Annotated in this window: 11 protein-coding genes; 6 read left to right on the top strand and 5 right to left on the bottom strand. The window is 58.3% G+C overall.

Features of this window, described 5'->3' with window-relative positions:
* Positions 1-45: 45 nt before the first annotated feature.
* Both RGV33_RS23855 and RGV33_RS23850 read left to right on the top strand, forming a co-directional pair.
* Positions 46-951: a DUF808 domain-containing protein gene (locus RGV33_RS23855; RefSeq protein ID WP_322146507.1), complete on the top strand. Its 906-nt coding sequence runs from the start codon at positions 46-48 to the stop codon at positions 949-951.
* 34 nt (positions 952-985) lie between these two features.
* Positions 986-1,969: a GlxA family transcriptional regulator gene (locus tag RGV33_RS23850; RefSeq protein WP_322148728.1), complete on the top strand. Its 984-nt coding sequence runs from the start codon at positions 986-988 to the stop codon at positions 1,967-1,969.
* A gap of 52 nt (positions 1,970-2,021) precedes the next feature.
* On the opposite strand, the gene RGV33_RS23845 is transcribed toward RGV33_RS23850, so the two are convergent.
* The 4 genes from RGV33_RS23845 to RGV33_RS23830 form a co-directional block, all read right to left on the bottom strand.
* The gene (locus RGV33_RS23845) at positions 2,022-2,483 is read right to left on the bottom strand and encodes a hypothetical protein (RefSeq protein WP_322146505.1); all 462 of its coding nucleotides are present in this window, start codon (positions 2,481-2,483) and stop codon (positions 2,022-2,024) included.
* Positions 2,480-3,796 (bottom strand): ATP-binding protein, encoded by a 1,317-nt coding sequence (locus RGV33_RS23840; RefSeq protein WP_322146503.1) that lies wholly within the window; start codon positions 3,794-3,796, stop codon positions 2,480-2,482. The genes RGV33_RS23845 and RGV33_RS23840 overlap by 4 nt, the downstream gene beginning before the upstream one ends.
* Positions 3,797-3,971: 175 nt before the next feature.
* Entirely contained in the window at positions 3,972-4,760 is a 789-nt protein-coding gene (locus tag RGV33_RS23835) for a VacJ family lipoprotein (RefSeq protein WP_322146500.1), read from the bottom strand.
* Entirely contained in the window at positions 4,753-6,051 is a 1,299-nt protein-coding gene (locus RGV33_RS23830; protein WP_010166231.1) for a serine protein kinase PrkA, read from the bottom strand. The genes RGV33_RS23835 and RGV33_RS23830 overlap by 8 nt, the downstream gene beginning before the upstream one ends.
* 235 nt (positions 6,052-6,286) lie before the next feature.
* Between RGV33_RS23830 and RGV33_RS23825 the strand changes: the two genes are divergently transcribed.
* Positions 6,287-6,655, top strand: a complete 369-nt coding sequence (locus RGV33_RS23825) for a hypothetical protein (RefSeq protein WP_322146497.1) — start codon at positions 6,287-6,289, stop codon at positions 6,653-6,655.
* An 87-nt stretch (positions 6,656-6,742) separates the two neighbouring features.
* Here RGV33_RS23825 and RGV33_RS23820 read toward each other — a convergent pair whose 3' ends face one another.
* Positions 6,743-8,296 carry a glycosyl hydrolase family 17 protein gene (locus tag RGV33_RS23820; protein WP_322146495.1) on the bottom strand — a complete coding sequence of 518 codons (1,554 nt, stop codon included), beginning with the start codon at positions 8,294-8,296 and terminating at the stop codon, positions 6,743-6,745.
* A gap of 330 nt (positions 8,297-8,626) precedes the next feature.
* On the opposite strand from RGV33_RS23820, the gene RGV33_RS23815 reads away from it, so the two are divergent.
* The 3 genes from RGV33_RS23815 to RGV33_RS23805 all read left to right on the top strand — a co-directional run bounded on the left by RGV33_RS23815 (position 8,627) and on the right by RGV33_RS23805 (position 11,684).
* The gene (locus RGV33_RS23815; protein WP_088426805.1) at positions 8,627-9,478 is read left to right on the top strand and encodes a glycine betaine ABC transporter substrate-binding protein; all 852 of its coding nucleotides are present in this window, start codon (positions 8,627-8,629) and stop codon (positions 9,476-9,478) included.
* Positions 9,479-9,717: 239 nt separating this feature from the next.
* Positions 9,718-10,029: a DUF485 domain-containing protein gene (locus RGV33_RS23810; protein ID WP_322146493.1), complete on the top strand. Its 312-nt coding sequence runs from the start codon at positions 9,718-9,720 to the stop codon at positions 10,027-10,029.
* On the top strand, positions 10,026-11,684 hold the full coding sequence (locus RGV33_RS23805) for a cation acetate symporter (RefSeq protein WP_322146491.1): 1,659 nt from the start codon (positions 10,026-10,028) through the stop codon (positions 11,682-11,684). Before RGV33_RS23810 ends, RGV33_RS23805 begins: the two co-directional genes overlap by 4 nt.
* The last annotated feature ends 262 nt before the right edge of the window (positions 11,685-11,946 follow it).

Below are 11,946 nucleotides of genomic sequence, written 5' to 3'. Positions count from 1 at the left end.
ACCGCGTTATTCTCGGCGCACTTTGAATCACGGGAAGCCCGAGCCATGGCAGGAAGCAGTTTGCTGGTATTGATCGACGATATCGCCGCAGTGCTCGACGATGTGGCGTTGATGACCAAGATGGCCGCGAAAAAAACCGCCGGCGTGTTGGGCGATGACCTGGCGCTGAATGCCCAGCAAGTCTCTGGGGTGCGCGCCGAGCGGGAAATCCCGGTGGTGTGGGCGGTGGCGAAGGGCTCGTTCGTCAACAAGCTGATCCTGGTACCCGCCGCCTTGCTGATCAGCGCGTTTGCGCCGTGGGCGGTCACGCCGTTGTTGATGCTGGGCGGTGCTTACCTGTGTTTTGAGGGCTTCGAAAAGCTCGCGCATACCTTTTTGCACCGGCGCACCGAAGAGCAGGCACACCTGGTGGAAGCCGTGGCGGACCCGGCCACAGACCTGGTGGCCTTCGAGAAGGACAAGATCAAGGGCGCGATCCGTACCGACTTCATCCTCTCTGCCGAAATCATCGCCATCACCCTCGGCACCGTGGCCGATGCGCCGCTGATGCAGCAAGTGATCGTGCTGTCGGGCATCGCCATCGTCATGACCATCGGCGTCTACGGCCTGGTGGCCGGCATCGTCAAACTCGATGACCTGGGCCTATGGTTGACCCAAAAGCCCGGCCAGGCAGCGCGCAGCATTGGCGCGGCGATTTTGCGGGCGGCGCCCTACATGATGAAAAGCCTGTCGGTGATCGGCACGGCGGCGATGTTCATGGTCGGCGGCGGCATCCTGACCCATGGTGTGCCGGTGGTGCATCACTGGATCGAGACGGTGAGCCAGAGTACCGGTGGCCTGGCGTGGCTGGTGCCGACGTTGCTTAATGCGGTGGCGGGAATCATTGCCGGGGCCGTGGTCCTGGCGGTTGTCAGTGTGGCGGGTAAGCTCTGGAAACGGGCGAGGGCGTAGGCACTTGATCGAACGACGGCAATTCAGCGGGGGCATGAAAGGCAAGAACCTCCGTTACCTGAATGAAAAACCCGGTGAAGCTCGTCAAACGGTGCGTGCGGGATTTGTGTTGCTCGAGCATTTCTCGCTGCCTGCGTTCACCCAGGCGCTGGATACGCTGATCACCGCGAACCTGCTGCGGCCTGCGTCGTTTTCTACCTCGACCTTCGGCTTGCAGGAAGGAGAGGTCACCAGCGATCTGGGCCTTGTGATTCGGCCCGATGCGCGGCTTGAGTCTTCGGTGCTTAAAGAATTGGACCTGCTGGTGATTTGCGGTGGCTACCGCACCGAACTCAAGGCCAGCGAAGAATTCGTCCACCTGCTCAAAAGCGCCTCGGAGCAGGGTGTGAGCCTGGCCGGGTTGTGGAATGGGGCATGGTTCCTGGGGCGTGCAGGTTTGCTGGGTGGCTACCGCTGCGCCGTGCACCCGGAACATCGCCCGGCCCTGGCCGATTTCTGCAAGGCGACGCAGGTCAGCAGTGAGCCGTATGTGATTGACCGCGACCGGCTGACGGCATCGAGCCCGTCGGGGGCGTTTCATATGGCGCTGGACTGGATCAAGGGGCTCTACGGCAAGGCGTTGGTGGAGGGCATCGAGGACATCCTGGCGTTTGAAGAGTCGCGCTACCGGCGGGTCAAGCCGACGGAAAATATCTGCTTGAGCGCGCCGTTGCGCGAGGTGGTCAACCTGATGGATGCCAACCTCGAAGAGCCTCTGGAGCTTGAGCAACTGGCGGTGTATGCGGGCCGCTCCCGGCGGCAGTTGGAGCGCTTGTTCAAGGAACAGCTTGGCACCACGCCGCAGCGTTATTACCTGGAACTGCGCATCACCGAAGCCCGCCGGTTGCTGCAACACACTGAGCTTTCCCAGGTCGACGTGCTGGTTGCTTGCGGGTTTGTCTCGCCGAGTCATTTCAGCAAGTGCTACAGCGCGTACTTTGGCTACAGGCCGTCCAAAGAGAAGCGCCTGGTCAAATAACCGACAACTATGCCGCCGTTATGCCTGGAGTGCGCTTATGGTCAGCGGGAGGTTATAGCTCTGGCGCTCTGTCATAGGCCGAGAGATGAGCATCGAGAGACCAAATATATACGCGACGGCCGCGATTAAGCGAACAGAGACGATTCCAGTCGTGAATGATCGACAGATCTCCCAAGCCGCTTCCATTTGTTGCATGCTCGGTAAAATCAGACAGCCAGACTGCCATTTCTTCTGCGGTCAAGAAACTAACGGGTTTGAACGGTGATCCTCCGGCCAGCGCGCGGCCTACTTGTTCTACAAACCTTGCAGCGCAGGCACGTCTCTGTTGCCCATTCCCGTTCTGGCCAATGTGATTTCCCGTCTCCAGAATCGTCGCCATCGGCAGGAACAGGGTCTCTTTCAGGCGAACACGATCCTTCAACTGCTGAAAAATCAGTGGGTGGTGTTGAGCTTTGGCCGGAACATTTAGGATTTCGAGAAATATAGAGGTGTCCAGGAGGCAGATAGCTGTCATTCCTGTGCTCCCGAAGTGCTCTGTTTTAACTGTTCAAACCAGTCCAGCGTATTGGCTTCACGCTCTTCGTCGGTCGTCTTGTCTTTTAGAAAACGATCGAGAACCCGCCGTGTCATCAGTTGGCCAAGTGGGCCCTGTGCAACGAGCTCGGGATATCGATCAAGATCGCCTAAACGCACGAGACGACTGTCTCCTAGGTCCGGGTCCCGGTAACACGCCACAACATCCGCCAAGGCACTGTCCGGTAACGCATCCAATAGTGCAGGGTTATGTGAGGTTAATAGGATGCGTAGCTTTCTTTCGGAGGCGATTTTTTCGAGTTGGCGTACCAGTGTTTCAGCCCTGCTGGGATGAACGCCGTTATCAATTTCTTCAATAATAACCAATGATCCAGTAGGTGCCGTTAAAAGTGCGGCGCCAATGGCGAGAACACGTAAGGTTCCGTCTGAGAGTAACGGGGCATCAACATTTCGGCTCATTTGGCCGAAAGTTTCTACTAAACGAACCATTACATCGTTACGGTCGGTTTTGATGAACTGAATATCGGTAATATCTTGCTCTGGAAGGGATTTTATAAAGCCAAGTAGTTTTTTCTTTTCTTCCGCTGTTTGTGATAACCCAAAAAGAACGGCGGACAGATTGCTGCCATCTTCTTTTATTTGATCATCTTTTAAATAGGCATAATCACGCATTAACGCAGGTCGCGGATCAAGAAACACGACATTACGCAGCGTTTCACGTACTGCCTTGGTCACAAGAGGAATAACGCGTTGTGATTCCAGATGGCGTGCATCAAATCGTCCGGGAGTTTCAATTTGATAGAAAATGGCTTGCCTGTTTGAGCAAGAAATACGCGGTTTATTTCTACCTCTGCTGAAATTGTTATAGGCAACGCTTATTTCATCGGTGTGAGGGCTGGAGACCCCATCAACTTGATACAGCGAAAATTTTTCGCCTTGCTTGTCGATTTTTTCCCCGGTGACGACCAACTGATCTGCAATCAGGCCAATTGAGATTTCAAAATCATCCCATCCCTCTTTGGCTTCTCCAAAGTGGGCACCCAAACTGACACTTTTTTGCATGTCCCGAAAAAGGTCATTGGCTTGGCCGCGGACAACGGCGTCACCGCTCTGGATTGAGCGGGTAATGTCATCCAGACGAAAGCCTTTTGCCAGCCAGTTGAGCAGGCGGATAGCCTCAAGCACGTTGCTTTTTCCGGAAGCATTAGCGCCGATTAAAAACGTCAGTGCTGCCAGTGGGAGGGTAGCGCTTTCATAGCTCTTAAAATTCTTTAGATCGATCGACATCAACATGTTCGAACCTCGTTGATTGGCGGAGGGGGGTTCGCTGGTCCGAAGCCTACAGTTTTGAGGTCCCTCCCGCCACCGTGCTGGTGCGTTAGTTATCGCGTCGTTTAATGAGGTTTCCGAAGGCAACAAAAAAGGCCATTCGATCATTCGGATGGCCTTGCTTTTCGAGAGATTAAGGCTACTCGGCGATCTGCAACTTGCGCGCCTCGGTGTACACGTAGCGCACCTTTTCATACTCGAACGGCGAGTTCATCTGGCCGTAGCGGAAGCTGGTCTGGTAGCGCCTGTCGACAGCGCGCAGGGCCCAGATTTCCGGGTGGTTTTCGCTGACCTTGGACACGTTCAGGAAGTTGACCTCGGTCTCGGCACCGTAGTCCACCAGCAGGCCCGTAGTGTCTCGCAGGTTCGAGGGACCAAACAGCGGCAGCACCAGGTAGGCACCGCCCGGTACACCGTAGAAGCCCAGGGTCTGGCCGAAGTCTTCGCTCTGGCGCGGCAGGCCCATGGCGGTGGCCGGGTCCCACAGGCCGGCGATGCCGAGTGTGGTGTTGAGCAGCAGGCGCCCGGTGGTTTCCAGGGAGCGATGGCCCTTGAGCTGCAGCAGGCTGTTCAACAGGTTGGGCACATCCCCCAGGTTGTTGAAGAAGTTGCTGACGCCGGTGCGCAGAAAGCTCGGGGTGACGTAGCGGTAACCGTCCACCACCGGCAGGAACACCCACTGGTCGAAGCGGTAGTTGAAGTGGTAGACCCGGCGGTTCCACGACTCCAACGGGTCGTAGACGTTCAGGGCGTTGACCGACGAACGCTCGAACTCACGCTGGTCCAGGCCGGGGTTGAACTTGAGGTGGCTCAGGGGTTCCTTGAAGCCATCGGAGTCGACCACGGTTGGTGTGTGGGCCTTGCTGTTGTCGGCATTGGCCACGCCCGCGCACATCAGGGCGGCGAGCAGCAAAAGATATTTAGCCACGGAAGAACTCCAGCATGGCGTCGGCGTTGACGCGGTAGTTGAGGTTGCCGCAATGGCCGCCCAGGGGGTAGACGGTCAAGCGATCGCCGAAGGTTTTACGCAGGAAGCCAAGGTCGCCCGGGCCCAGGATCACGTCGTCGGCGTTGTGCATGACGGCGATTTTCGGGCTGTCGTGCAGGTAGTCCTTGAGGGCATACAGGCTGACCTGGTCGACCAGTTGCAACAGGCTGCCGCCGTCGGAACGGGCGCGCCACATCGGGATCACCTGTTCGGTGAGGTAGCAGTCGAAGTCGCACTGCAGCGCACGCTTGAGGAATGGCGTGAGGCTGGTGCCTTCGCTGATCGGGTACTTGGGCGGGATGATCAGGCCGCGACGGTTGATCAGGTCTGAAGTGAAGGCAATGTCGGCCGCCGAGAAGCGGAACGAGGTACCGATCAGCATCGCCATCTGTTCGTTGGTCAGGTGTTCCTTGGAATTCTGGAAGTCATAGAGCAGGGCATCGTTGAGGTCGATGTAGCCCTTTTGCTGGAAGTAGCGGGTCAGCTTGTTCAGCACCAGCTCATAAAAGGTGGTGCTGTTGTTGATGCCCTTGACCTCGGTCTGTACCAGCTTGTCGAGGTTGGTGATGGAGGTGTAGAGGTTGACCGGCGGGTTCAGCAGCAGGACTTTCTTGAAGTTGAAGCTGCGACGGGTTTCGTCCAGCTTGCTGACGAAAGCTGCGTCCAGGGCGCCGAGGCTGTAGCCGGTGAGGTAGAAGTCGGTCACGGGCAGCGTCGGGTTTTGCGCACGTACGGCCTGCATCACGCGGTACATGTCTTCGGCGTCTTCCTGGCTGATGCCGGGGGTGGCGAAGCGCGAGGCGGCGGCGATAAAGTCGAAGCTGGTGGGGGACGACAGCTGGACGACGTGGTAACCAGCCTTGTAGTAGAGCTTTTTCAGGTATTCGTTGATGGTGCTGTCAAAGCGTGCGCCGGTGCCGGCGATCAGGAAGATCAGTGGCGCGGCGCGGTCTTGCTTGGCGATGCGGTAGGTGAGTTTCTTCACGGCCCAGAAGTTGTCGGGCAGGCTGAACTCGCGCTCGGGGCGCATCGTCAGGGTGTAGTCGGACTGATTGATTTCATCGTCCGACGGCAGTTCCGGCCGCAGGTTCGGCGGGGTGGTGGCGATGGTTGCTTCAAACGGGTTGGTCAAAGGGTAGCCATAGCTGGCCTGGTCGATATCGACCGCCAGTGCTGACGCACTTAGAAAAAGGCTGCCCAACAGGGCCGCACAGCGCAAGGAACGGAGCATGACTAAATCCCTAAGAGGAAAACGTGCTGAATGGAGTTCGCAGGCTATGACCACCGCGTTGCTGCCGAAGTGCCAGCCCTCGGCACTAAAAGTCGGAAAAAACGTCGGAATCGGGGTAATAGTAGCCAGACGATACACTTTGGCACGCTCCAATGAATACTTATCTGTTGCCAAGCCTTGCCAACGGCTGCCGGGGGATTAAGCTGGGCGCCGTTTTCGTCTATCGGAGTGCCCCATGTCCCGCCGTTTTTCGCTGATGCTGTTGCTTATTGCCCTGCCGCTTTGGCTGGCCGCCAGTTATGGTGCGCGTTATGGATTCATGGAAGACGGCCGTTGGGTGGGCATCTGTGCTGACGAAGCCAGCCGCTGGGAATGCCAGGTGCGTTCCAACCTGGGATTGATGATTCACTTCAAGGTGATGGGCTGGGCGGCATTGGTGGCATCGGTGCTGGCGTTTTTTGTGCCGGGACGCGTCGGGTGGGGGTTGGCGGTGTTGGCGCTGGTGTTCGGGTTTCCGGCGTTGGCGTTGTACAACACGACCTTTGCGGTGTTTGCGGTGGTGATTGCGGGGCTGCGGTTGGTCAGGGCGCCTCGGGCAGCCTGACAGGGCCTCATCGCAGGCAAGCCAGCTCCCACATTTGACCGTGTTCACAGTTCAAATGTGGGAGCTGGCTTGCCTGCGATAGCGGGCTTAAGCCTTGCGCACCCGCAGGCAACGCCACAACGCTGCAACCATGAGCAGGCTCACTACCGCCCAACCCCACGCCTGCTGGTTCATCAACCCTTCGCGATACAGCTGCGGCGCAATGCCGGCACCGATGATGAACGCCAGCAGCGCGATCTCCCGCCGCAGCCCGCTCACCGGACGCACCAGGTACACCAGCGCCGGCAGCACCAGCGCGGCACTCGGGAAGCTGCGATAACGCGGGTCAAACACCAGCGCCAGCATCATCACGGCACCGGCAAACCCGGCGATTGCCACAAGCCAGCCGGCGCGCTGCTCAAGCCAATTGAAGGCACGTTCACGCCAACCTTCCCGTGCACTCAAGGCCAGCGCGGCGTGGGCCAGGACGGCGAGGTTCAGGGCCACCAGCAATCCGGCCCACACCCACTCATCGGTGAAACGCGCCGTTACCCGGTTCAGTTCGGCCCAGGTGCCGATCGAGCAGGCTGCCACTGCGCCCAGCAAGGGCAACAACAACGCTGCACGGGTGCTGCGCACGCGGCCACCCAGGGCCAGGGTGCCCAGCAGGATAATCCCGCCAACCCCCAGCCAAAGCGGCCAGTACGGCACATTGGTCACCGGGCCGGCCAGCACGCCCTTGTCTTGGCGATCTGCATCAAACAAACCCCAGTAACCCCCCACCGCACCTTCGCTGGCGCGTTTCCAGGGCTGGTCAAACGCTTCAATCAGGTTGTAGTGCCAGCCATTGGCCTCAGCCATGGCCACGAACCCGCGCATGAATTTCGCTTCGTTGACCCGGCTCGGCACCGCGGTTTCCCGCTGGCGGCCTTCGCTCGGCCAGCCGGTCTCGCCGATCATCACGTCCTTGGGGGCGAACTTGTTGCCGAAGGTCTGGCGCACGTCGCCCACATGCTTGAGTGCCTGGTCGATGCCCGAAGGGTCATCTTCCCAGTAAGGCAGCAAGTGTATGGTCAGGAAATCCACCGCCGGGGCGATTTCCGGATGTTGCAGCCAGAACTCCCACACATCGGCGTAGGTGACTGGTTGCTTGATCTGGCTTTTGACCTGCTGGATCAACTTGACCAACTGCGCCGCGGTGACTTCCTTGCGCAACAGGGTTTCGTTACCCACGATCACCGAGGTGACGACGTCGGGGTTGGCGTTGGCCGAAGCGATCAGTGCATCGACTTCCTTGGCCGTGGCCACCGGGTCACTGCTGACCCACGCGCCGCTCATCAGTTTCAGGCCGTGTTTGCGCGCCAGTTCCGGCAGGTTTTCAAGGCCGGTCTGGGAGTAGGTGCGAATGCATTCAAAACGGGTGGCCAGCAACGCGAGGTCGGCGTCCATGCGCTCGGGGCGCAGTGTGAACGGTTGGTCGAACGGCGATTGGTCTTTGTCGAACGGCGTATAGGACGCACATTGCAGCTTGTGGCTGGCGCTGGCCACGTCCGGCAGCACCACCGGTTGGCCAAGGCCATACCAGTAGCCGCCAAGGGCCAGCACACCGAGGATCAGGGCAAATAAATAGGGCAGGAGCGGGAAGCGTGCAGTCGCGGGCATGATCAGGCCGTCTGGGGGCAAAGGCGCGCATCTTACCCGGATTTGTGCCGTCCCAGTGGGGCCGCATAATTTTGACATGCAAAGTTCGGGCGGGATCGTCGGTCAATCTCCTACAAATCGGCCTGCTGGCGATGTGATGTCGTTTCTTGCTTACCTGAGGTCGCAGTCAGAGCAGGTCGCTTGTGGCAGCAGGTTGATTATCGAAGTGTCAGCACTCCACTGATGAGGCGCCCGCATGATCGATGCGCGTGAAGGGGGCGCGGTGCACCACATAACAACAGGTTGACGTCGCTCGGCATCCGCCGGGCGCAGCACTTTCGGGGAAGCACTATGAAGATGCGACGACTCTTGGGCGCAGCTGCCACGCTGGTAGTTGCGATGAGCTCCACACTGGCCAGCGCCGACAGCAAAACCCTGAGCATCGGCTATGTGGATGGCTGGTCGGACAGCGTTGCCACCACCTTTGTTGCGGCAGAAGTGATCAAGCAAAAGCTCGGTTATGACGTGAAACTGCAAGCGGTGGCCACCGGGATCATGTGGCAAGGCGTGGCCACCGGCAAACTCGACGCCATGCTCTCCGCCTGGCTGCCGGTGACCCACGGTGAATACTGGACCAAAAATAAGGACAAGGTGGTCGACTACGGGCCCAACTTCAAGGACGCCAAGATTGGCCTGATCGTGCCTGAGTACGTGAAAGCCAAATCCATCGAAGACCTCAAGACCGATACCACCTTCAAGAATAAAATCGTCGGCATCGACGCCGGTTCAGGCGTGATGCTCAAGACCGACGAAGCGATCAAGGCCTATGGCCTGGACTACAAGCTGCAAGCCAGTTCGGGCGCGGCAATGATCGCCGAGCTGACCCGTGCCGAAGACAAACAGGAATCCATTGCGGTCACCGGTTGGGTGCCACACTGGATGTTCGCCAAGTGGAAACTGCGTTTCCTGGACGACCCAAAAGGAATTTATGGTGCTGCTGAGACCGTCAACAGCATCGGCAGCAAAGGCCTGGAAAAGAAAGCCCCGGAAGTCGTGGCGTTCCTGAAGAAATTCCAATGGGCCTCCAAGGATGAAATCGGCGAAGTGATGTTGGCGATTCAAGAAGGCGCCAAACCTGAAGCAGCGGCCAAGGACTGGGTGGCCAAGCACCCTGAGCGTGTCGCCGAGTGGACCGCTAAGTAAGTCTCTTGTAGGAGCTGGCTTGCCTGCAATGCAGACGCCTCGGTGCACCTGATGTATTGAGGTGATCCCATCGCGGGCAAGCCCGGCTCCCACATTATTTTGCCCCCGCAGTTATTCCTGCGCCTTCAATATCCCTCGCTACACTCCTTCTACTACTAAGGTCGTCTGGAACCTGTTCCTCAGCCGCATACAGTGGATATGTTCCAATAATAAAAAGCTGTGCTGCGAGGATAAAAACAATGAACGACAGCATTTACCTCTCGATTCAAAACAGCCCGCGTTTCAAGGAGCTGGTCAGTAAAAGAGAAAAGTTCGCCTGGATTCTCTCGGCGATCATGCTAGGGCTTTACTCCGCTTTCATTCTTCTGATTGCCTATGGGCCACAAATACTGGGGGCCAAGATCAGCCCCGGTTCGTCTATTACCTGGGGAATCCCGATTGGGGTCGGGCTGATTGTTTCAGCCTTTATCCTTACCGCAATCTACGTACGACGCGCCAACGGCGAATTTGACGACCTGAACAATGCGATTCTCAAGGAGGCTGCGCAATGATCCGTCGTCTATTGGCTGTACTCGGTGCTTCGGTCTTTGCACCCGCTGTTTGGGCGGCGGAAGCATTGACCGGCGAAGTGCATAAACAACCGCTGAATATTGCAGCGATCCTGATGTTCGTGGCTTTCGTCGGCGCGACCTTGTGCATTACTTACTGGGCGTCCAAGCGCAACAAGTCGGCGGCCGACTACTACGCGGCTGGCGGCAAGATCACCGGGTTCCAGAACGGTTTGGCGATTGCCGGCGACTACATGTCGGCAGCGTCCTTCCTGGGGATTTCTGCGCTGGTGTTCACCTCCGGCTACGACGGCCTGATCTACTCGATCGGCTTCCTGGTGGGCTGGCCGATCATTCTGTTCCTGATCGCCGAGCGCCTGCGCAACCTGGGCAAATATACGTTTGCCGATGTGGCGTCCTACCGCCTGGGGCAAACCCAGATCCGCAGCCTGTCGGCCTGTGGCTCTTTGGTGGTGGTGGCGTTCTACCTGATCGCGCAGATGGTCGGCGCGGGCAAGCTGATCCAACTGCTGTTCGGCCTTGATTACCACGTTGCGGTAATCCTGGTAGGCATCCTGATGTGCCTCTATGTGTTGTTCGGCGGCATGCTGGCGACCACCTGGGTGCAGATCATCAAGGCGGTTCTGCTGCTGTCCGGTGCCTCGTTCATGGCGCTGATGGTGATGAAGCACGTCAACTTCGACTTCAACATGCTTTTTGCCGAGGCGATCAAGGTTCACCCTAAAGGTGAAGCGATCATGAGCCCGGGCGGCCTGGTAAAAGACCCGATTTCGGCGTTCTCCCTCGGCCTGGCACTGATGTTCGGTACCGCCGGCCTGCCGCACATCCTGATGCGCTTCTTCACCGTGAGTGACGCGAAAGAAGCTCGCAAGAGCGTGCTGTATGCCACTGGCTTCATCGGCTACTTCTACATTTTGACCTTCATCATCGGCTTCGGCGCGATCCTGCTGGTCAGCACCAACCCGGCGTTCAAGGATGCTGCAGGTGCCTTGCTCGGCGGTAACAACATGGCGGCGGTGCACCTGGCCAACGCGGTGGGCGGCAGTATCTTCCTGGGCTTCATCTCGGCCGTGGCGTTTGCCACCATCCTGGCAGTGGTTGCCGGTTTGACCCTGGCGGGTGCTTCGGCGGTGTCCCATGACCTGTACGCCAGCGTGATCAAGAAAGGCAAGGCCAACGAGAAGGATGAGATTCGTGTATCGAAGATCACCACTATCGCCCTGGCAGTGCTGGCCATTGGTCTGGGTATCCTGTTTGAAAGCCAGAACATCGCGTTCATGGTCGGCCTGGCGTTCTCCATTGCCGCCAGCTGTAACTTCCCGGTGCTGCTGCTTTCCATGTACTGGAAAAACCTCACCACCCGCGGCGCAATGATTGGTGGCTGGTTGGGCTTGGTCAGTGCCGTTGGCCTGATGATCCTTGGTCCAACCATCTGGGTCTCGATCCTGCACCATGAGAAGGCGATTTTCCCTTACGAATACCCGGCGCTGTTCTCGATGATCATTGCGTTCGTCGGTATCTGGTTCTTCTCCATCACCGACAAGTCGGCGGCGGCAGAGAAGGAACGTGCGCTGTACTTCCCGCAGTTTGTGCGTTCGCAAACGGGGTTGGGCGCAAGTGGGGCGGTTTCTCACTAAGGGTTGTATCGAGATAGCTGTATAAGCTGCACTGACAAAAATGCCCCGGTCGAGAGACTGGGGCATTTTTTATGGCTGATTGCCTGCCTGGTGGGCTTCTGTGTTGAGGGGGCTTGTTTGTGGTGAGGGGGCTTGCTGTGGTGAGGGGGCTTGCTGTGGTGAGGGGGCTTGTCCCCCGCTGGGCTGCGAAGCGGCCCCAAAATCCTGGGAGCGCTACGCACTCCAGCGGGGGGCAAGCCCCCTCACTACAAAGCTCCTCGGC

The sequence above is a fragment of the Pseudomonas sp. Bout1 genome (genome assembly GCF_034314165.1).
GTDB lineage: Bacteria > Pseudomonadota > Gammaproteobacteria > Pseudomonadales > Pseudomonadaceae > Aquipseudomonas.
This window is presented reverse-complemented; position numbering and strand designations above follow the sequence as displayed.

What these genes read in the sequence shown, in the direction of transcription:
- RGV33_RS23855 (WP_322146507.1), top strand. Translation starts at nt 46, where the DNA reads ATGGCAGGAAGCAGTTTGCTGGTATTGATCGACGATATCGCCGCAGTG.
- RGV33_RS23850 (WP_322148728.1), top strand. Translation starts at nt 986, where the DNA reads ATGAAAGGCAAGAACCTCCGTTACCTGAATGAAAAACCCGGTGAAGCT.
- RGV33_RS23845 (WP_322146505.1), bottom strand. Translation starts at nt 2,483, where the DNA reads ATGACAGCTATCTGCCTCCTGGACACCTCTATATTTCTCGAAATCCTA.
- RGV33_RS23840 (WP_322146503.1), bottom strand. Translation starts at nt 3,796, where the DNA reads ATGTTGATGTCGATCGATCTAAAGAATTTTAAGAGCTATGAAAGCGCT.
- RGV33_RS23830 (WP_010166231.1), bottom strand. Translation starts at nt 6,051, where the DNA reads ATGCTCCGTTCCTTGCGCTGTGCGGCCCTGTTGGGCAGCCTTTTTCTA.
- RGV33_RS23825 (WP_322146497.1), top strand. Translation starts at nt 6,287, where the DNA reads ATGTCCCGCCGTTTTTCGCTGATGCTGTTGCTTATTGCCCTGCCGCTT.
- RGV33_RS23820 (WP_322146495.1), bottom strand. Translation starts at nt 8,296, where the DNA reads ATGCCCGCGACTGCACGCTTCCCGCTCCTGCCCTATTTATTTGCCCTG.
- RGV33_RS23815 (WP_088426805.1), top strand. Translation starts at nt 8,627, where the DNA reads ATGAAGATGCGACGACTCTTGGGCGCAGCTGCCACGCTGGTAGTTGCG.
- RGV33_RS23810 (WP_322146493.1), top strand. Translation starts at nt 9,718, where the DNA reads ATGAACGACAGCATTTACCTCTCGATTCAAAACAGCCCGCGTTTCAAG.
- RGV33_RS23805 (WP_322146491.1), top strand. Translation starts at nt 10,026, where the DNA reads ATGATCCGTCGTCTATTGGCTGTACTCGGTGCTTCGGTCTTTGCACCC.